Below are 19,823 nucleotides of genomic sequence, written 5' to 3' on the forward strand. Positions count from 1 at the left end.
GCTTTTATTCCCCTTGTAAGGTGGCGACGATGCGCCGCGCGCCGCCGTGTACCCGATGTTCGCCCAGCCAGATCCCCTGCCAGGTGCCGAGCAGCAGTTTGCCGCGGCTGACCGGGATCAGCAGCGATACGCCAAGCAGTGACGATTTGATGTGCGCCGGCATGTCGTCAGCGCCTTCATAGTCGTGCTGATAGGGCGCATCCTCTGGAACGTGCCGCAGAAAGTGCTGCTCCATGTCGCTGCGCACCGTAGGATCGCAATTTTCATTGAGCGTCAGCGACGCTGAGGTGTGCTGCAACAGCAGATGCAGCTGGCCGATGCGCAGGTCCGTTAAGCCATTAAGCTGGCCGACAATCTCGTCGGTGATCAGATGAAAGCCGCGCGCCTTCGCGCTCAGCGTGAGATTTTGTTGCTGCCACATGCCACATTCCTGGGTTAAACCGTTTACTTAAGTGTGCAGCATGTCGGCGAAAGGTAAACCCTTCAGCGGGAAAAAGCGGCAGAGCGCTTGCTCTGCCGCCGGCACATCAGTCGCTCAGCTTGTCAGCCAGCGCTTTTACCGTGGTGATATCGTCCTGCGTTACCGCCGCCAGACGCGTGCCGTACTCGCTATCGGCCTTATAAAAGAACGAGAGCATCGCCAGCCGGCTTTGCGCGTCGGCGCTTTTCAGCGCGCCACCGAGCGAGGTGATCAGATCGCCCCGCTCTTTCGCGTTAAAGGAACGATACAGCTCCCCTGCCTGGCGGAAATTCTGCGGTTTGGCGATCATCGCCTGCTGCGTACTGCCGCTAAGCGGCGTATGGCTGTAACGCGCGCTTTGCAGCTCTTCACGCGGATAGATGCGGCTGGGCTGATAATTGACGCCCTTGTCATCAGCATTACCGCTGTCCATCAGGCCATCCTGATTGCCGTTGCTGACCGGCACGCGCGGCGCGTTCACCGGCAGGCTGAGGCCGTTCGTGCCCACGCGGTACAGCTGGGTATCGGCATACGAGAACAGGCGGCCCTGCAGCAGGCGATCCTCCGACGGCTCAATGCCCGGCACCAGGTTGGACGGCGCCATCGCCACCTGCTCGGTTTGCTGGAAGAAGTTGTCGACGTTGCGATTCAGCACCATCTGCCCGACTTTCACCTCAGGCACGTTCGGCCAGATTTTGGTGGAGTCGAGCGGATTGAAATCGAACTTATCCAGTTCACTGGCTTTAATGGTCTGAATGTAGAGATCCCACTTCGGAAACGCTTTGCGGTTAATCGCCGCCACCAGATCTTCAGTCATGTGGCTGTAACTGCGGCCCTGGATCGCTGCCGATTCAGCCGGATCGAGGTTGCGTTCGCCCTGCAGCGTTTTCCAGTGAAATTTCACGTAGTGCACTTCGCCCTGGCTGTTCACAAACTTGTAGGCGTGCACGCTGTTACCGTCCATTTCGCGATAGGTCGCCGGCGTGCCCATGTTGGAGAACAGCATGGTGAGCGCGTGTGTGGCTTCCGGTACGTGGGAGAAGAAATCGAAGGTGCGCGCATCGTTATCGAGGTTAGTGCGCGGATCCGGTTTAAACGCGTGCACCATATCAGGGAACTTGATCGCATCGCGGATGAAGAACACCGGCAGGTTGTTGCCCACCAGATCCCAGTTGCCCTGGCTGGTATAGAATTTGGTGGCAAAACCACGCGGATCGCGCAGCGTTTCCGGCGAATGCTTGCTGTGCACCACGCTGGAGAAGCGCACAAAGACCGGCGTCACCGTTCCCGGTTTAAACACCTCAGCGATAGTCAGATCGCTGATATCTTTGCTGGCGCGAAATTCACCGTGCGCGCCGGTGCCACGCGCGTGCACCACACGTTCCGGAATACGTTCACGATCAAAGCGCTGCAGCTTTTGAATCAGCTGCACGTCCTGTAACAGCACCGGGCCATTGGCGCCGGCAGTTTGTGAATTCTGGTTATCGCCGACCGGCGCGCCGTTGTCACGCGTCAGCTCAACGGCCGCAGCAGGCAGTGCGAGCGCCAGCGTCATGGCAATGCAGAGGGGTTTCAGTGCGGAAGGGAAATAGCTCATGGGCGGTTCCTTATTGTGATTGGCGAGCGCTCTGGCAGTGCGCCAAAGCGCGCCGGCAAAAATAGCGCCCTCACTAACAGGAACACACAAGACCCGTCCCGATTACCCGGGGTTAAGGTGTTATAGCCATGCGGAATGCGGCCGCCAGCCAGCATGGTTGGCAAAGAGAAGCGTGGAAAAGCGGGGTGCGGCAGAAGGTACAGCGGGAACAGACAATGCGTGGATGGCTGAACGAATGCCTGCCAGCCGCGCGGCTGACAGGCATCGCGTCAATTACATTACGGCAGCAAACGCCTCAGCTACCTGATTGACGTTGCGGCTGTTGAGACCGGCGACACACATGCGGCCGCTGGCGATCAGGTACACGCCGAACTCTTCGCGCAGGCGGTCCACCTGCTGCGCGCTCAGGCCGGTATAGCTGAACATACCGCGCTGCTTCAGCAGATAATCAAAGTTTTTGCCGGGCAGTTTACTGTTCAGCACATTAACCAGCACCTGGCGCATTTCGATGATGCGCAGGCGCATCGCTTCCACTTCCGCCAGCCAGTTGTTGAGCAGCGCTTCGTCGTTCAGCACGCAGGAAACCACCTGAGCACCGAAGTTCGGCGGGCTGGAGTAGTTGCGACGTACGGTCGCTTTCAGCTGACCCAGCACGCGTGCCGACTCTTCTGCGCTGTCGCAGACAATCGACAGGCCGCCAACGCGCTCACCGTACAGCGAGAAGATTTTCGAGAAGGAGTTGCTCACCAGCGCCGGCAGGCCCGCCGCGGCAATCACGCGAATCGCGTAAGCGTCCTCTTCCATACCGGCACCAAAGCCCTGGTAGGCGATATCGAGGAACGGGATCAGCTCCTGCGCTTTCAGCACCTCAACGGTTTGATCCCACTGCGCGTTGGTCAGATCCGCACCGGTCGGGTTGTGGCAGCACGGATGCAGCAACACGATGGATTGCTTCGGCAGCGTTTTCAGTTTGGCGATGAAGGCATCGAACTTCACGCCGTTGGTGGCGTCGTCGTACCACGGGTAGGTGTTAACGTTAAAACCGGCACCGTTAAAGATCGCCACATGGTTTTCCCATGTCGGATCGCTGACCCATACGCTGGCGTCCGGGAAGTAACGCTTCAGGAAATCTGCGCCCACTTTCAGCGCGCCGGATCCGCCCAGCGTCTGGATGGAAGCAATGCGCCCCGCCTGCAGCATCGGGTGCTCTTTACCAAACAGCAGCGGCGCAATGGCGTTACGATATGGACCCAGCCCTTCCATTGGCAGATAGAGCGAAGCCTGATGTGGCTGCGCCTGCAAACGCTCTTCCGCGGCGGCCACCGCCTGCAGCTGAGGAATGATGCCGGCTTCGTTGTAATAGAGGCCGATGCTCAGATTCACCTTGTGGTCACGCGGGTCCTGTTTGAAGGTTTCCATCAGCGACAGAATCGGATCGCCAGCATAGGCATCAACGTTTTGAAACACGGTGCAGATCTCCATGATTATTCATAAATGTGTGGGTCGACGTCATCAAACAAAATAGCGGCCGGGACGGTGATTCATGGCGATGATGAGATTGAGCATCACCGCGCCGGCAATGGAGGCCAGCAGCATCGGCAGCGATACCACAAAAAGCGAGGCCAGTACCACACAGGTATCCAGCGCCATTTGCAGTTTGCCGGCGCGCAGACCAGAGCGATCCTGCAGCCAGAGCGCCAGAATATTGATACCACCGAGGCTGGCTTTGTGACGAAACAACACTATAAACCCAATTCCCATCACCACGTTACCGAACAATGTCGCATAAAACGGATTTAGCGCAGAAAAATGGATAAACAGCGGGTGCAAATGGGTGAACAGCGATACCAGCCCCACCGCACAGAAGGTTTTCAGGGTAAATTCCCAGCCCATGCGACGAATGGCCAGCCAGTAAAACGGCAGGTTAATCACAAAGAAGGCGCTGCCGAACGAGAGCGGCGACAGGTAGCTGATGAGAAAAGCCACGCCCGCCGTACCGCCGGTCAGCGCGCCCGCCTGTTTCAGCAAAATGACGCCAAACGACACCATCAGCGTGCCAAGCACGATAGCCAGCGCATCTTCTGTACGGGTGTGGGGAATGCGGGAAGGTTGTACAGCGTTATCCATGGCGCGATCTCTTTGCAAATGATGGCGTTCATTTGCAAAAAACGCACCACATCGGCGGCTTCCTGTCGCCGCCGATGGGTGCCAGCGATTATCCAATTGATAACTAAGGCGCTTTATTGCAGGTTTATGTGCATCAATCTGCCGTACAATAATCGATTCATGCACAAATTAGGTTTCTGGTGCGCGTTTTACGCGAAAAATGGCAGAAATCTGCACCACACTGGCACATCATGCACTCTTTTGGCGCACTTTGTGCTCGGGGATCATCATCAAGCCGTTCTCTTTTAAACGGTTGAGTACCACCGAGGTTTTCACGTGCGCCACGCTTTGATGACCAGCGACGAGCTGACTGATCAGCGCGCTCAGCGCCGCTAAATCGGCCACCGCGACTTTTAACAGATAGTCGGCGTCGCCGGTGGTTTTGAATGCGTCGACAATCGCCGCTTCCTGCTCCACCATGCGGTGAAAACTCTCTTCGTAATCGGGCGTGTGATTTTTCAGTCGCACCTCGATCAAGCCGACCATGCCCAACCCTACCGCGTCCGGCGAGAGCCGCGCGTGATAGCCGAGAATAAGATTTGCCTGTTCGAGATTAATGCGCCGGCGTGAACATTGCGACGCCGAAAGTCCGACTAAATCACTGAGTTCCTGGTTGGTAAGGCGGCCGTTAGATTGTAGTAGTGTCAGTATCTTAAGGTCGTAATCGTCTACCTGAGTCATTCTGTGTCCACAGCGTTATAGGATTCGCTTTGCTACAGATAACCTGATAATTGACGAGGTTGTCCAACACTATTTTCTGATGACGTGAAATGCATGCACAAATCGTGCATGCAACTGCGGAAGCGCGATTATTCGTCGTCGTATTGCGGTCCGGCGTAGTTATCAAAGCGTGACCACTGGCCGTTGAACGTCAGACGTACTGTGCCGATCGGGCCGTTACGCTGTTTACCGATGATGATCTCGGCGATGCCTTTCAGATCGCTGTTTTCGTGATACACCTCGTCACGATAGATGAACATGATCAGGTCCGCATCCTGCTCGATCGACCCCGATTCACGCAGATCCGAGTTAACCGGACGCTTATCGGCGCGCTGCTCCAGCGAGCGGTTAAGCTGCGACAGCGCCACCACCGGTACATTGAGCTCTTTCGCCAGCGCTTTAAGCGAGCGTGAGATCTCGGCGATCTCCAGCGTACGGTTGTCAGAGAGCGCCGGTACGCGCATCAGCTGCAGGTAGTCGATCATGATCATGCTCAGGCCGCCGTTTTCACGGAACACGCGGCGCGCGCGTGAACGCACTTCGGTAGGCGTCAGGCCGGACGAGTCATCGATGAACATGTTCTTCTTTTCTAACAGGATGCCCATGGTGGCCGAGATGCGCGCCCAGTCTTCATCCTCCAGCTGACCGGTACGGATACGCGTCTGATCAACGCGCGACAGCGAGGCCAGCATACGCATCATCAGCTGTTCGCTGGGCATCTCGAGACTGAAAATCAGCACCGGTTTGTCTGTCAGCATGGCGGCGTTTTCGCACAGGTTCATGGCGAAAGTGGTTTTACCCATCGACGGACGCGCCGCGACAATGATCAGATCTGAACCCTGCAGACCGGCGGTTTTCTTGTTGAGATCCTGATAGCCGGTATCGACGCCGGTCACGCCATCGTGCGGCGTTGACACCAGCGCTTCAATGCGCGATACCGTCGCTTCGAGGATCTGCTCGATATTTTGCGGGCCTTCATCCTTATTGGCGCGCTGTTCGGCAATTTTAAAGACGTTGGATTCAGCGAAATCCAGCAGCTCTTCGCTGCTGCGGCCCTGTGGATCGTAACCGGCGTCAGCGATCTGATTGGCCACCGAAATCATCTCACGCACTACCGCACGTTCACGCACGATGTCGGCATAAGCACCGAGATTTGCCGCACTTGGGGTATTTTTTGCCAGCTCGGCCAGATAGGCAAAGCCGCCCGCCATCTCCAGCTCACCGCGCGTTTCCAGCGACTCTGACAGGGTGATCAGATCGATAGGCTGACCGGCTTCCAGCAGGCGCTGCATTTCGGAGAAAATCATGCGGTGCGAGCGGTTGAAGAAATCTTCCGCGACCACGCGCTCGGAGACGTTATCCCAGCGTTCGTTATCCAGCATCAACCCACCGAGCACCGACTGCTCCGCTTCGAGAGAGTGCGGCGGCATTTTCACGCCTTCGAGCTGCCGATCGCGGGGTTCGTTCGATTTGTTGGTGGGTTTATTTCCTGCCATAGTGAATGCATTACCGATCGTGAAAGGGACGCGCAAGTATACCGTCCCAGGATGAACAATCACAGGAGTCAGAATGGCAAAGCGAATTCAGTTCAACCAGCACGGCGGCCCGGAAGTATTGCAATGGGTCGATTTCACACTAGCCGATCCCGCCGACCATGAAGTTCAGGTGGAGAACAAGGCGATTGGTATTAACTACATCGATACCTACGTGCGCAGCGGATTGTATCCGGTCTCCTCGCTGCCGTCCGGCCTGGGCACTGAAGCGGCAGGCATCGTGAAAAAAGTGGGCAGCGCGGTTTCGCGTTTCAAGCCGGGCGATCGCGTGGTGTATTGCCAGGCCGCGCTGGGTGCCTACAGCGAGCTGCACAATGTGGCGGAAGATCGGCTGGTGATTCTGCCGGACAGCATCAGCTTTGAGCAGGCTGCGGCCTCTTTCCTCAAGGGCCTGACGGTGCAGTATCTGCTGCGTCAGACGTACAAAGTAAAAGCCGATGAAATTTTCCTGTTTCATGCCGCCGCGGGCGGCGTGGGCCTGATTGCCTGCCAGTGGGCGAAAGCGCTGGGCGCGCATTTGATTGGCACCGTCGGGTCTGCGGAGAAAGCGCAGATCGCCAAAGATGCCGGCGCCTGGGCCACCATCAATTATCGCGAAGAGGATATCGCCCAGCGCGTCAGCGAACTGACCAACGGTGAAAAAGTGGCGGTAGTCTACGACTCAGTGGGCAAAGATACCTGGGAACCCTCCCTCGACAGCCTGCGCCGCCACGGCCTGATGGTGAGCTTTGGTAATGCCTCCGGCCCGGTGACCGGCGTTGACCTCGGCATTCTCAACAAGAAAGGCTCGCTGTTTGTCACCCGCCCATCCCTGTTTGGCTATATCACCAACCGTGAAGAGCTCGATCGCGCCAGCGGCGAACTGTTTTCGCTTATCGCCAGCCGCGCTATTCAGCTTAACGTGCCGGAGCAGCAGAAATTTGCCCTGAGCGATGCGGTACGTGCGCATCAGGTGCTGGAGAGTCGTGCCACTCAGGGTTCCAGCCTGTTAATTCCCTGATAGCAGAAATGATGAAGGGCTTCCCGAAGGAAGCCCTTTTCTTTCTTTTTTATAGTTCGCGCTGGTGTAGGGACAGCGGCGATGAATTCGTCTGAATTTCTTTACCTATCCTGACAGAAAACATAAGTAAAAAATATGTTTAATTGCGAATTCGTACTAAGCAATCACCAACTCTGTGATCGTAACCGCATTTAACGCCAGCTTCTCTTCTCTAAGTCGCTGATTTTCCTTTTCAGCCGGTTAAGCTTCACCTCTCCCTGCGGCGTGGTAAATGCGCGATACAGCCACACGGCGACCACCGCCAGCACCAGCCACGGCAACAATTTTATAACAAGCGCAAACAGCCCGCCGAGAAACATCACCACGGTGGCCACCAGCAGCGCGGCGATTACGCCCAGCAGCGATACGCCAGTCAGCAGCAGCATCATAAAAAAGCCGATAACGAATAATATTTCCACGAGCGCTCTCCTGTATCAGTAATGCAGAAGGTATTACAAGATACGTGCCAGGTCGTGCCAATCGCTAAGCCATTGAATTATCGCTTTGATGCAGGACAGAGGAGAAGTTGATTTGGTGAAATTGACTAACTGGTGGTGAATTAAAAACCGCACGACGAAACCGTGCGGTTTAAACCGTCCTGCCAGCCTGACCAGGCCCGCTCGCGGGATCAGGCTTCCTGCACGATGCGGTCAGCCACCAGCGCCAGCGCCGCTTCCAGCACGCGGACGTCTGCGCCCGGTTTGTGGGCATTTTCGCTCAGATGACGGCGCCACTGGCGCGCGCCGGGAATGCCCTGGAACAGGCCCAGCATGTGGCGCGTAATGTGTCCCAGATAGGTGCCCTGTGCCAGTTCGGCTTCGATGTAAGGGTACATGGAACGCACCACGGCGACCGGATCGGCCACCGGTGTCTCGCGGCCAAACAGCTGGCGATCAACCTGCGCCAGAATGCCGGGATTTTGATAGGCCTCGCGCCCCATCATCACGCCGTCCAGGTGCTGCAGATGCGCTTTGGCCTCATCGAGCGTCTTAACGCCGCCGTTAATGGCTATGGTCAGCGCCGGGAAATCCCGCTTCAGCTGATACACGCGCGGATAGTCGAGCGGTGGAATTTCACGGTTCTCTTTCGGGCTGAGACCCGACAGCCACGCTTTACGCGCATGAATAATGAACGTATCACAACCGCCCTGCTGCGCCACGGTGCCGACAAAATCGCACAGGAAGGCGTAGCTATCCTGGTCGTCAATACCGATGCGGGTTTTCACCGTGACCGGAATGCTGACCACATCGCGCATCGCTTTGATACAGTCCGCGACCAGCGCCGCCTCACCCATCAGGCACGCGCCAAAACGGCCGTTCTGTACCCGATCGGAAGGACAACCGACGTTCAGGTTGATCTCATCGTATCCACGCGCTTCTGCCAGCTTTGCACAGGTTGCCAGCGCGGCCGGATCGCTACCGCCCAGCTGCAGCGCCAGCGGATGCTCCGCCTCGCTATAGGCCAGATAGTCGCCTTTGCCGTGGATGATGGCACCGGTGGTCACCATTTCGGTGTACAGCAGCGTGTCGCCGCTCAGCTGACGGTGAAAATAGCGACAGTGACGGTCGGTCCAGTCCAGCATCGGGGCGATGGAGAAACGTTGCGAAGAGAATGTATCGGTCATGAAACGCAGTAAATCCGCAGTTAAGTGATGAGAAACTGCGCAATGATATCACAGCTGTGACGGGCGACACAGCCGCCCGTCATCGTGTGGTCAGAAGTTAAACCCGAGCTGCACCATGGCGCCCCAGGTATTGTCTTTGCCGACCGAACCGGCCAGGTCCAGATGCACCGCATTGTTGAACGGCGACACGCCGAGACCGGCCGTAAACACATCGGTGTCATTCGACTTCATATCCGCGCGATAGCCGGCACGCAGCGCCAGCCAGTCCAGCACGCGATATTCACCACCCACGCCAGCGTACTGACTGCTCTCCTGCGATTTAAAACGTTTGGTTTCCGTCAGATCAACATCGCCGGTCAGGGTAAAGGGTCCGCGATTCCACGCCAGTCCGGTAGTTACCAGCGGGCGAATCTGATACGTATCGCGATAGCCGTTAACCTCTTTGGTGTCGATATCGCGCGAGACCAGGTTCTGCCCGGTCACGCCGAAGGTCCAGTTCTCCGCGAAGTCGGTAGCGATACCGGCATCGACGTTGAAACCGGTATCGGTGCTGCGATAGCGGCTGTCGTTAATATCATTCTTGTCGTAGTTATAAACGCTGGCGGTGTAGTTATACAGCCAGGTCTTCTGCAGCTTTGGCGTGACGCCAACGGAGACCGGGTGACCGGCGATGGTGAACTCATGTGCCATTGCGACGCCGTAATCGGTGATCAGCGCAGCCAGGCCGTTGGCGCTGGAGCGCAGATTATTTTGGTCGCCCGGCAAGGGAATGCGTCCATTTGCGACCTGATCCAGATAATCGATATCGCTCTGTACCACGTTAGCGCGGATGTGTGCCGTGCCGTAGGCCTTGGTGATGAAGGCGAAAGGAAGGGTCTCGTTGGGAATGCTGACGGCTAACGCCACGCCTGCGGTGCCATTCGCTTTATCACCGCGCAGATCGCGCAGCTGATTGGCCATATCACCTGCCGCCGCTCTGACCTGAGGCGCGCCATTGATGATCTCCGGCAGCGTAATGTTGTTGATCACGTCACGATAGCGGTCCACCGTATCAGTAATTTCGTCTACGCGATCCACTAATTTGTCTTTGTCAGTAATCTGCACACCAGCTGAAGGAAAAATGATGCTGACGTTATCTTCAGGCTGCGCTTTGGTCATCAATGCCGGGTTAGCCAGCACTGCCGAGCTCCAGGTTGAGGAAGCAACACCGGTTCCCCCCATGGCATCGTTACGCGCATCGTACCAGGTGCCAGCAGCAAATGCTGATGAGGTAAAAAATACCGCATTAAAACCAACAACATAAGCAATTTTCTTGCGTCTGAATAATGTCTTCACCATGAGTCTGCCATCACCTTTTAATTGTCGTGGACTGTCTCTACGACGGAATAGTTTATTAGCCCTATTCTGAACGCTGGCTAACGCTTTATTGCTGTGAATTGAAAGGAATTAGCATTGCTATTCGCAGAATTGGTCACGCCCGCACCATTCTGCTGTTGTTTTATGCAGAAATATGAACGTCAGCTAAATTGATGCCAGAAATTACTTAAAACCTTTTGAACCATAGCCACTAAGTCAGTGAGTTGCAAAGCAAAAAGATGGGTTAACCTGTGAGAAAAAACTCAGGAAGGAAAAGCATGGCTTAACAGAAGGAGGTACCAGGGCGCAACGCGGCAGATAAGTGGCTGAAAGACAGACATTTCCTGGATGATATCAGGTAAAAAAGCAATGGCAGCAGCGTAAAAGTTTGTGTGATAAAATAACATCACCCATCACCTGGAGAATGCTTATGCCAAACCTCACGCCCGAACAACTGCTCACGCAGGCTGAATCTCTGTGCCTTGACCGTGGCGTGCGCCTCACTACGCAGCGCGCAGAAGTGCTGCGCCTGATGGCGGAGCAGAACGGTTCCATTAGCGCTTACGATTTGCTGGACCAGCTGCGCATCAGTGAACCCCAGGCGAAACCACCGACTATTTATCGCGCGCTGGATTTCCTGCTGGAGCAGGGATTTATTCATCGGGTGGAGTCAAATAACAGTTATGTGGTGTGCCACCATTTCGACGAGCCGGCGCACACATCGGTAATGCTGGTGTGCGACAACTGTGCCGCCGTCAGTGAGAAGCACGCGCACGGCGTGGAAAAGATCATTGCCGGGTTGGCCGATCAGGCAGGTTTTACCTTACGTCATAGCGTTATTGAGGCGCACGGCTTGTGTGAAAACTGTGCCGAAGTGGCGGCCTGCACGCAGCCGGGTAGCTGTCAGCACGATCATGAAGTGGAAAGTAAGAAGAAGGTGCGTAAAGGGTAACTGGCACGTCCGTGTGCCAGGCCGATCGTAACGATCAGCGGGTAGGAGCATCATCCTTAAAGCGGGAGACTTACCAGCGGTAATCTTTGTTTTGACTTTCCCAGTCTTTCAATTCACGTTCAGCTTCATCTTTGGCGTAACCGTAACGTTCCTGGATTTTACCCACCAGCTGATCGCGTTTCCCTTCGATCACGGTCAAATCGTCATCGGTTAACTTGCCCCATTTCTCTTTAAACTTCCCTTTAAACTGCTTCCAGTTTCCGCTCGCTTCGTCTTTGTTCATAACAATCCTCCACGTCTTCCTGAGTGAGATGGTGTATTTCTCATGTAATACCGGAAATAACCATATAACGCGCTGCTTATCTGCGCCGTTTGAGATAATTATAGTAGCCGCTTCGGATTGTGCACAGAATTACAGATTATTCTGGCATCTGCGCTGCGCTTATGGCTGGCTGAACCAGCTGTCACGCTGCCAGTGGCGGCGCCACATCCATCCCAGCGTCAGGCCGCGCAGCGCCAGAAACACCGTGATCGCCAGCCATAAACCGTGATTCCCTAACCACGGCAGCGTCAGCAAAGTGATGCCGAAACCGGCTGCTGCCATGATCATGCTGTTACGCATTTCGCGGCCGCGCGTCGCGCCAATGAACATGCCGTCCAGCAGATAACACCAGACGCCGACCAGCGGTAAAATCACCTGCCACAGCAGAAAGCGATCGGCCATCTCACGCAGCGGCTGCAGCGAGGTAAGCAGCGCAACAATGTGCGGCCCGCTGAGCGCATAAATAAGCGCAAACAGCAGCGCAACGATACCCGCCTGGCGACAGGCGGCATGCCAGATCAGCAGCAGCCGGCTGCGATCTTTTGCCCCTACCGCTTCACCCGAGCAGGCTTCCACCGCGTAAGCAAAGCCGTCCAGCGCATAGGCAGTAAACGTCAGGAACATCAACAGCACCGCATTGACCGCAACCACATCCGGTCCGATGCGTGCACCCAGCAGGGTCAGCGAGGCGAAGCAGATCTGCAGCATGAGCGAGCGCAGCATGATGTCGCGATTAAGGCGAAATAACCGCGCCGCGTCACCGCGCCAGCTGTTTTTCAGCAGTTTGAAATCGATACCGCGCAGTTTCAGCACGCGCGCCACCATCCATAATCCCACTGCCAGCGTCACGTATTCGGCCAGCGCCGTGGCGGCGGCGGCACCGGCAACGCCCCAGTGCAGTTTCAGCACCAGCAGCAGATCGAGCAGGATGTTGACCAGGTTTCCGACAATCAGCAGAACCATCGGCGCACGCGCATACTGCACGCCCAGCAGCCAGCCGAGAATCACCAGGTTAGCCAGCGTAGCCGGTGCGCTCAGCCAGCGGATTTCAATGAAGATCTGCGCCTGCTGCTGGACTTCCGCGCTGCCGCCCATCAGCGTTGCCGCCAGGCTACTGGCAGGAGAACGCAGCAGCGCCAGCAGCAACCCGGCGGCCAGAGCGATCAGCAGCGGCTGCATCAGTGCGCGCGCCAGTGCCTGTTTATCGCCGGCCCCGAACGCCTGCGCGGTTAAACCGGTGGTGCTCATACGCAGAAACAGCAGCAGCATAAAGATGAAGCTGGTTGCCGTGGTGCCTACGGCCACGCCGCCGAGGTAGATCGGGCTATCAAGATGGCCAATCACGGCGGTATCGACCACGCCGAGCAGCGGCACGGTGATATTGGAGAGGATCATTGGCAACGCCAGTCGCCACAGCGCTTTATCAGAAGAGGAAAATAGCTGCATCAGCCCCATCCCGAGGGTTACGGTGGTCGGCCTGAGCGAGCGCCTTACGGGCCGGGAACAAAAGTATGATTAGAGCAGACTGCGGACAGCGCGCGAGCGCCGCCGCAGCGGGGGAGATCAACCGGGTTTCAGAGCCACTCGCCGTTGCGCACGATGCCTACGGCCAGCCCTTCCACGGTTAGCGACTGTTCACGGGTATCCACGACAATCGGCTGGAAATCATTGTTTTCCGGCAGCAGCTGGACAATCGCGCCCTGCTTCTTCCAGCGTTTCACCGTGACTTCATCATCGATACGCGCAACCACCACCTGGCCATTGCGCACTTCCTGTGTTTTATGCACCGCGAGCAGATCGCCGTCCATAATGCCGATATCTTTCATCGACATACCGCTGACGCGCAGCAGGAAATCGGCAGAGGGTTTGAACAGGTTGGCGTCGACCTGATAGTGGGCTTCGATATGTTCCTGCGCCAGCAGCGGTTCACCGGCGGCGACGCGACCGATCAGTGGCAGCCCTTCACTCGCCTCTTCTTCCATCAGCAGGCGAATACCGCGCGATGCACCGGAGACGATTTCAATGACACCTTTACGCGCCAGCGCTTTCAGGTGTTCTTCAGCAGCGTTAGGCGAGCGGAAGCCCAGTTGCGAAGCAATTTCAGCACGCGTTGGCGGCATGCCGGTCTGATTAATATGGTCGCGAATCAGGTCATAGACCTGTTGCTGCCTGCTGGTTAACGCTTTCATCCCGCCCCCTGGTTGTTTATACAGTCGCTGTGAGTATATACAGGTATTGGCGAAATGAAAACCGAAACAGAGGGAAAAATCAGCGGCTTGATGAATGTGGAATGTTTATCGCAAATGCGACCAAAGCAGCGCGATCCAGACAAACAGAGCCAGTAAGATAGCCAGCAGTACCGCCGCCGAGCCCATGTCTTTGGCGCGTCCTGCCAGCGGATGGCGCTCCTGACCGATGCGGTCCACCACGGCTTCGATGGCACTATTAAGGATCTCAACAATGACCACCAGCACCACCGAGCCAATCAGCAACACACGCGTGATGGCATCGACATCCAGCCAGCAGGCAATGGCAACCGCGACCAGTGCGGCAATCGCCTCCTGGCGAAAAGCGGCTTCATGCTGCCAGGCAGCGCGCAGCCCCTGCCAGGAATAACCGGCGGCTTTAATGATTCTCAGGAAACCGGTGACGTTATTTGCCATGTTGTGGAACCCTTAACTGTTTTTGACGTCAATGTCTGGGCGCGCGAGGTGGCACAGCCACAGATCTTCGCCGCACTTTCTGGTATGCTTGCCGCGCTTTGCTAACAAGAGGCTTCAAGTTGTCTATGTCAGGTTGGCGTAAACTCTATTACAAATTGTTGAATTTACCACTCTCTATTTTGGTAAAAAGTAAGGTCATTCCGACCGATCCGATCTCGGAACACGGTATCGATCCGACCCGTCCGGTGATGTATGTTTTGCCTTATGATTCAAAGGCGGACCTGCTCACGCTACGCGCACAGTGCCTGAAGCACGATCTGCCGGATCCGCTGGCACCGCTGGAGATTGACGGCACCCTGCTGCCGCGCCACGTATTTATTCACGATGGGCCACGCGTCTTCCCCTATTTCGTGGCGAACCCGGAGTCGGTCAAGCTTTTCCATGACTACCTCGATCTGCACCGCAACAATGCGGCGCTGGACGTACAGATGCTGCCGGTTTCCGTGATGTTTGGCCGTGCGCCAGGCCGTGAAATTCAGGGCGAACCGACGCCACATCTGCGTATTCTTAACGGTATACAGAAGTTCTTTGCCATCCTGTGGCACGGTCGCGACAGCTTTGTCCGCTTCTCGCCCACGGTTTCACTGCGTCAGATGGCCACCGAACACGGTACCGATCAGTCGATCGCGCAGAAGCTGGCACGTGTCGCGCGCATTCATTTTGCCCGCCAGCGGCTGGCAGCCGTCGGCCCGCGTCTGCCGGCACGCCAGGATCTGTTCAACAAGCTGCTGCAGTCCAAAGCGATTGAGAAAGCGGTTGAAGACGAAGCGCGCAGCAAGAAGATTTCGCATGAAAAAGCCCAGCAGAACGCCATCGAAATGATGGAAGAAGTGGCGGCGGATTTCTCGTACGAAGCGATCCGCGTGACTGACCGTGTGATGGGCTGGCTGTGGAGTCGGCTCTATCAGGGCATTAACGTGCACGGCGGCGAACGCGTGCGCCAGCTGGCGCAGGATGGTCACGAAATTGTTTACGTGCCCTGCCACCGCAGCCACATGGATTATCTGCTGCTGTCCTACGTGCTCTATCATCAGGGCCTGGTGCCGCCGCATATTGCTGCCGGTATCAATCTCAACTTCTGGCCAGCCGGACCGATTTTCCGTCGCCTCGGTGCCTTCTTTATTCGTCGTACCTTTAAAGGCAACAAGCTCTACTCCACGGTGTTCCGCGAGTATCTGGGCGAGCTGTTCAGCCGCGGCTATTCGGTTGAGTATTTTGTTGAGGGCGGGCGCTCACGTACTGGCCGTCTGCTCGACCCGAAAACCGGCACGCTGTCGATGACGTTACAGGCGCTGCTGCGCGGCGGCAGCCGTCCTATCACCTTTGTGCCGATCTACATCGGTTATGAGCACGTGATGGAAGTCGGCACTTATGCCAAAGAGCTGCGCGGTGCCGCGAAAGAGAAAGAGGGCTTCATGCAGATGGTGCGCGGCCTGCGCAAGCTGCGTAACCTCGGTCAGGGCTATGTGAACTTCGGTGAGCCGCTGTCGCTGGTTAACTATCTTAACAAACAGGTTCCGGAGTGGCGCGACGCGATTGACCCTATCGATCCTCAGCGTCCGGCGTGGATGACGCCGGTAGTGAACGATATCGCGGCACGTCTGATGGTACGCATCAACGAAGCCGGCGCGGCCAACGCCATGAACCTGTGCGTGACCGCGCTGCTGGCATCGCGCCAGCGTTCGCTGACGCGTGAACAGCTGACGGAACAGCTGGAGTGCTACACCCAGCTGCTGCGCAATGTGCCGTACTCACCCGAGTCAACCGTGCCGGATCTCAGCGCTGAAGCGCTGCTCGATCACGCCATGGGCATGAACAAGTTCGAGACCGAGCAGGACAGTATTGGCGAGATCATCATTCTGCCGCGCGAGCAGGCGGTGCTGATGACCTACTATCGCAACAACATCCACCATATGCTGGTGATGCCGTCGCTGATTGCCGCTATCGTGCAGCAGCATCGGGAGATCAGCGAGGCGGAACTGCTGCGCCAGGTCAGCCTGGTCTATCCGATGCTGAAGAGCGAACTGTTCCTGCGCTGGGACAGTGCCGAACTGCCAGCCCTGCTGAATGCGCTCTGCGCCGAAATGGCGCGGCAGGGGCTGATCACCGTACAGGAAGGCCAGCTGAAAATGAGTGCGGCGCGTTACCGTACGCTGCAGCTGCTGGCGGCCGGGATTCGTGAAACGCTGCAGCGTTTCGCCATCACCTTCGCCATTCTCAGCGCCAAGCCGACCATTAACCGTGGCACGCTGGAGAAAGAGAGCCGCACGCTGGCTCAGCGTCTGTCAGTGCTGCACGGTATCAATGCGCCGGAGTTCTTCGACAAGGCAGTCTTTACCGCGCTGGTGCTGTCGCTGCGTGATGAAGGCTATATCAGTGATTCCGGTGATGCGGATGCTGAACGTACCAATATGATGTGGCAGATGCTGGCCGAACTGGTCACCAGCGATGTCCGTCTGACCATTGAGAGTGCCGTGGCGCACGACTAATGGACGACTGAAAACCGCGGCGCATCTGTCACACGCCAGATTGCGCCGCGGTTTTTATTGTCAGATTCAGGCGCGAAAAGAACGCGCTTCCCACTGCGACGACCGGCGCGCCGCCGGGGTTAATCATCCCGTCATCAGAACAGCGCAACAAACGGCTGGGTATTAAGCAGCACGCCAATAAACAGCACCAGACCAACGTAGTTGTTGTTAAGGAATGCCTGGAAGCACAGCTCACGTTCACGCCCGGCAATCAGTTTCTGCTGATGCACAAACAGCCCGCCCGCCAGCAGCAGCGACCAGTAAAACGCACCGTTCAGATGCAGTAAAATGCCCACCAGTGCCATCAGGCCCAGCGCGGCCAGCTGTAACAACCCGATAATCAGCTTGTCGTAACGCCCAAAAAGAATCGCCGTGGATTTCACGCCAATCTTCAGATCGTCGTCGCGGTCAACCATGGCGTACTGGGTGTCATAAGCCACCGTCCAGCAAATATTGGCGAGAAACACCAGCCAGCAGACAAAGGGTAAGGACTCACTAACCGCCGCCCAGCCCATCGGAATCGCCCAGCCAAACGCCGCGCCCAGCACCACCTGCGGCAGATGGGTATAGCGTTTCATAAAGGGATAAACCCACGCCAGCGCCAGCCCGCCAAATGACAGCAGAATGGTCATGCGGTTCATGGTCAGCACCAGCAGGAACGCCAGCAGACCGAGGCCAGCGAACAGCAGCTTCGCCTCTTTCTCCGTTACCGCGCCGCTGGCTAACGGTCGCGCGGCGGTGCGTTTCACGTGGCCGTCGACGTTACGGTCGGCATAATCGTTGATCACGCAGCCCGCCGCACGCATCACAAACACGCCAGGGACGAACACCAGCAGCACCGACAGCGGCGGAATCGCCATGCCGGACAGCCACAGCGCCCACAGTGTCGGCCACAGCAGCAGCAGCGTGCCAATCGGTTTATCAATACGCATCAGGCGACTATAGGCCTGCCATTTGCTCATGGTTAAAGTCTTTTGCACGGGGCGTTATCCTTGCTTCAGCGCGCGGTACAGCGGCGACGCCGGTAAAAACAGTTCAGTTAACAGCAGCGGTTTGCCGGACAGGCGCAGCCGCGAGCGGCGTCCCCACAGGTCATCAATCTGGCCCGGATCGATAAAATCACGGCTCAGCGTCGAGGAGGCAAACAGGTAGCGTCCCAGCGGTCGCGTGCCGAGATTTTGCAGCATCTGTTCCGGGCCGTTCAGCGTGCTCTCCGGCACCACGGTACGGCCAATCAGCCAGGGTTCATTGTCACCGCACAGCACGATTTCACGCAACCAGAAGCGCGTGTCGGCAGGCAGAAACGCTGCTTCCTGCGGCATCTCATCGGCGGTAATGAACGCTTCCCGCAGCAGTTGTACGGTAACCTGCTGACAATGCTGCTCAAAGCGGCGTGTCATTGAGTCTTCTTCCAGCAGCCAGTCAAGCAGCGGCGGTGAAAGTAACGGGGAAGAGGCTGGCAGCCAGTGCAGTGCGCGTAACTGGCGCAGCGCGTCATGCGACATCAGGACATCTCCGGTAAAAAAGTTGCCCTAGTGTAGCGCACCGCGCTCAGCGTGACACATCTGCTTGTGCCACGCTGGCGTCGCGGGAGGAATTACTCGCGTTTCAGGCGGTTACTGTTGGCCAGCCACAGCGTCACCACCAGAATCAAAATGGCCGCCGAGTAGCACAACGTATCGAAAGGATTTTTATGGTCGACAATGATCAGACGAATAATCGCCGTGATGCCGATATAGACGAAGTAGCGCAGCGGAAAGTGATAGCCGGACTGAAAGTACTTCACAATCAGCGCGATAAACTCGAAATAGAGAAAGTAGATCACAATGCCTTCGATCAGCAGATACGAGGACGCCTGCTCACCGGTGCTGAACAGCACATTCGCCAGGTGAATGGTCTCTTTACCGAGAAACACCACCAGAATAACGGCCAGAATCACCAGGCCAATGTTCAGTACCCACTGTAATACCGAAGCAATAAGCTGCCCCGCCGCTGGTTTTGTTGTCATTATTTTGCGCCTCAGATGACGAGATTCTTCTGGCGCTATCATGCTGTAATGTGATCTAAATCACAATACATCACACCTCAACATCAACGCACAGCGCGTCATAACGCCAGTACTCGCAGTCGCAGTCAATCACCCGCTTATGCTGGTCACGGTTGATACGCGTAATCAGCAGGCCGGGCGTACCGCTCGCCACGTTCAGTGCGGGCGCCGCCCGCGCCGGAAGCGGACCGGGCACAATGGTAAACCGTGCGCCGCCGTAGTGAATGCCGTAGCGCTGGTCATACAGATCGGTCAGCGAGCGGGTGAGATCTTCACGCAGCAGACCGGGAAAGAAGGCCGGATTGAGGTAATGCTCGACGTACAGCACCGCGCGGCCATCAATGCGGCGCAGGCGGCGAATGCGGTACACCTGATCGCCTTCCAGCAGTTGCAGATGACGCGCAATTGCCAGCTGCGCCGGCACCTCGCGCGCCTCCATCACCTCAGTGCTGGCAATGCGCCCCTGCTGCAGCGCCATGGCGTGAAAGTGGCTGTGATGTGCCGGGTTATAGATGAGGCGCGGCGGCGCAATAAACCAGCCGCGCCGCAGTTCGCGGTAGATGACGCCCTGCGCTTCCAGCAGGCCAAGCGCTTCACGAAGCGTGATGCGCGTGGTGGAATATTGCTCGCTCAACGCGCGCTCGGCCGGCAATCGTCTGGTGACAAACTCTCCGTTTTCAATCCGTTCGCATAGTGCGGCGGCGATCACATCTGCGGTTTTCGACGACATTTTTTT

The 19,823-nt window shown here is 56.9% G+C and carries 20 protein-coding genes; 3 read left to right on the top strand and 17 right to left on the bottom strand.

Going from position 1 to position 19,823, the window contains the following annotated elements:
• Positions 1-4: 4 nt before the first annotated feature.
• The 6 genes from C1N84_RS17060 to dnaB form a co-directional block, all read right to left on the bottom strand.
• Positions 5-421, bottom strand: a complete 417-nt coding sequence (locus C1N84_RS17060; protein WP_264441738.1) for a secondary thiamine-phosphate synthase enzyme YjbQ — start codon at positions 419-421, stop codon at positions 5-7.
• 106 nt (positions 422-527) lie between these two features.
• Entirely contained in the window at positions 528-2,015 is a 1,488-nt protein-coding gene (locus C1N84_RS17065) for a catalase (protein WP_394541851.1), read from the bottom strand.
• 315 nt (positions 2,016-2,330) lie between these two features.
• Positions 2,331-3,524 carry an amino acid aminotransferase gene (locus tag C1N84_RS17070; RefSeq protein ID WP_031279758.1) on the bottom strand — a complete coding sequence of 398 codons (1,194 nt, stop codon included), beginning with the start codon at positions 3,522-3,524 and terminating at the stop codon, positions 2,331-2,333.
• A gap of 45 nt (positions 3,525-3,569) precedes the next feature.
• Positions 3,570-4,184, bottom strand: coding sequence for a YitT family protein (locus C1N84_RS17075; protein ID WP_141496162.1), 615 nt, complete (start codon positions 4,182-4,184; stop codon positions 3,570-3,572).
• 228 nt (positions 4,185-4,412) lie between these two features.
• The gene (locus C1N84_RS17080) at positions 4,413-4,904 is read right to left on the bottom strand and encodes an Lrp/AsnC family transcriptional regulator (protein WP_058757562.1); all 492 of its coding nucleotides are present in this window, start codon (positions 4,902-4,904) and stop codon (positions 4,413-4,415) included.
• A 128-nt stretch (positions 4,905-5,032) separates the two neighbouring features.
• Positions 5,033-6,439: a replicative DNA helicase gene (dnaB, locus tag C1N84_RS17085; protein ID WP_021507851.1), complete on the bottom strand. Its 1,407-nt coding sequence runs from the start codon at positions 6,437-6,439 to the stop codon at positions 5,033-5,035.
• Positions 6,440-6,512: 73 nt separating this feature from the next.
• On the opposite strand from dnaB, the gene C1N84_RS17090 reads away from it, so the two are divergent.
• Complete coding sequence (locus C1N84_RS17090; protein ID WP_058774935.1) at positions 6,513-7,496, top strand: quinone oxidoreductase; 984 nt, start codon at positions 6,513-6,515, stop codon at positions 7,494-7,496.
• Between the two features lie 191 nt (positions 7,497-7,687).
• Here C1N84_RS17090 and pspG read toward each other — a convergent pair whose 3' ends face one another.
• The 3 genes from pspG to C1N84_RS17105 all read right to left on the bottom strand — a co-directional run bounded on the left by pspG (position 7,688) and on the right by C1N84_RS17105 (position 10,497).
• On the bottom strand, positions 7,688-7,954 hold the full coding sequence (gene pspG / locus C1N84_RS17095; protein ID WP_058770016.1) for an envelope stress response protein PspG: 267 nt from the start codon (positions 7,952-7,954) through the stop codon (positions 7,688-7,690).
• Positions 7,955-8,163: 209 nt separating this feature from the next.
• Positions 8,164-9,159 carry a tRNA dihydrouridine(20/20a) synthase DusA gene (gene dusA / locus C1N84_RS17100; protein WP_132465722.1) on the bottom strand — a complete coding sequence of 332 codons (996 nt, stop codon included), beginning with the start codon at positions 9,157-9,159 and terminating at the stop codon, positions 8,164-8,166.
• A 90-nt stretch (positions 9,160-9,249) separates the two neighbouring features.
• On the bottom strand, positions 9,250-10,497 hold the full coding sequence (locus tag C1N84_RS17105) for a conjugal transfer protein TraF (RefSeq protein WP_262264525.1): 1,248 nt from the start codon (positions 10,495-10,497) through the stop codon (positions 9,250-9,252).
• Positions 10,498-10,945: 448 nt separating this feature from the next.
• Here C1N84_RS17105 and zur point away from each other — a divergent pair, with 448 nt between their 5' ends.
• Positions 10,946-11,467, top strand: coding sequence for a zinc uptake transcriptional repressor Zur (gene zur / locus C1N84_RS17110; protein ID WP_088515725.1), 522 nt, complete (start codon positions 10,946-10,948; stop codon positions 11,465-11,467).
• A 70-nt stretch (positions 11,468-11,537) separates the two neighbouring features.
• Here the strand turns inward: zur and C1N84_RS17115 are convergent, their stop codons facing one another.
• From C1N84_RS17115 to C1N84_RS17130, 4 genes are all read right to left on the bottom strand, one after another.
• Entirely contained in the window at positions 11,538-11,750 is a 213-nt protein-coding gene (locus C1N84_RS17115; protein ID WP_021507857.1) for a CsbD family protein, read from the bottom strand.
• 159 nt (positions 11,751-11,909) lie between these two features.
• Entirely contained in the window at positions 11,910-13,235 is a 1,326-nt protein-coding gene (gene dinF, locus C1N84_RS17120) for an MATE family efflux transporter DinF (protein WP_088515746.1), read from the bottom strand.
• 128 nt (positions 13,236-13,363) lie between these two features.
• On the bottom strand, positions 13,364-13,978 hold the full coding sequence (gene lexA / locus C1N84_RS17125; RefSeq protein ID WP_031279762.1) for a transcriptional repressor LexA: 615 nt from the start codon (positions 13,976-13,978) through the stop codon (positions 13,364-13,366).
• Positions 13,979-14,083: 105 nt separating this feature from the next.
• Positions 14,084-14,452 carry a diacylglycerol kinase gene (locus tag C1N84_RS17130; RefSeq protein WP_021507859.1) on the bottom strand — a complete coding sequence of 123 codons (369 nt, stop codon included), beginning with the start codon at positions 14,450-14,452 and terminating at the stop codon, positions 14,084-14,086.
• A 125-nt stretch (positions 14,453-14,577) separates the two neighbouring features.
• Here C1N84_RS17130 and plsB point away from each other — a divergent pair, with 125 nt between their 5' ends.
• Positions 14,578-17,001, top strand: a complete 2,424-nt coding sequence (gene plsB, locus C1N84_RS17135) for a glycerol-3-phosphate 1-O-acyltransferase PlsB (protein ID WP_031279763.1) — start codon at positions 14,578-14,580, stop codon at positions 16,999-17,001.
• A gap of 134 nt (positions 17,002-17,135) precedes the next feature.
• Here the strand turns inward: plsB and ubiA are convergent, their stop codons facing one another.
• The 4 genes from ubiA to C1N84_RS17155 all read right to left on the bottom strand — a co-directional run bounded on the left by ubiA (position 17,136) and on the right by C1N84_RS17155 (position 19,817).
• Positions 17,136-18,002, bottom strand: a complete 867-nt coding sequence (ubiA, locus tag C1N84_RS17140; RefSeq protein ID WP_264443776.1) for a 4-hydroxybenzoate octaprenyltransferase — start codon at positions 18,000-18,002, stop codon at positions 17,136-17,138.
• A gap of 24 nt (positions 18,003-18,026) precedes the next feature.
• A complete protein-coding gene (gene ubiC / locus C1N84_RS17145; RefSeq protein WP_264441742.1) occupies positions 18,027-18,545 on the bottom strand; it encodes a chorismate lyase in 519 nt (172 codons plus the stop codon).
• Positions 18,546-18,637: 92 nt separating this feature from the next.
• Positions 18,638-19,048 carry a phosphate-starvation-inducible protein PsiE gene (gene psiE, locus C1N84_RS17150; protein WP_010616618.1) on the bottom strand — a complete coding sequence of 137 codons (411 nt, stop codon included), beginning with the start codon at positions 19,046-19,048 and terminating at the stop codon, positions 18,638-18,640.
• Positions 19,049-19,118: 70 nt separating this feature from the next.
• A complete protein-coding gene (locus tag C1N84_RS17155) occupies positions 19,119-19,817 on the bottom strand; it encodes a UTRA domain-containing protein (protein WP_021507862.1) in 699 nt (232 codons plus the stop codon).
• Positions 19,818-19,823 lie beyond the last annotated feature (6 nt).

It is taken from the genome of Pantoea sp. SGAir0418 (assembly GCF_043529865.1).